We start from the raw sequence: 347 nt of genomic DNA, 5'->3' as shown, positions 1-347 counted from the left end.
CGAGGGCGCGGTCGGCGGCTTCGTGGAGTTTTTTTGAATCGAGGGATTCGTAGGGCGAGGTGGGGTCGGTTTCGGGTGGGTTGGGTGTTGGTTTGATCATCGGTAAAGCCTCTAGAGTAGTGAAGCTGCCACCGTTCGCTGCTAACGAAGGAGGTGGCGGCTGTACGCGGGTTAGCAGACCAGGACTCTAGAACCCGGCGCACCGAAGTGCCCCACGCAAAGCCGCCATAACGGCGACGGACTTTGTGCGTCTAGAGATAACCCGGGCTGCTAAACCCGATCGCTGAAGTAATCAGCGACCGCACCACAATAGAACCCGCCCCCAAGGCGCACAAGCCGGCGGATTC

At 59.9% G+C, this 347-nt stretch carries 1 pseudogene; it reads right to left on the bottom strand.

The features are described 5' to 3' along the window. Window positions 1-100: pseudogene (locus ACW9IR_RS29765) on the bottom strand (DUF6124 family protein); the annotation flags it as partial. Window positions 101-347 lie beyond the last annotated feature (247 nt).

It is taken from the genome of Pseudomonas sp. SDT291_1_S447 (genome assembly GCF_054070155.1).
Note: the sequence above shows the minus strand (reverse complement) of the source record. Positions and strands in the feature narration are given on the sequence as shown.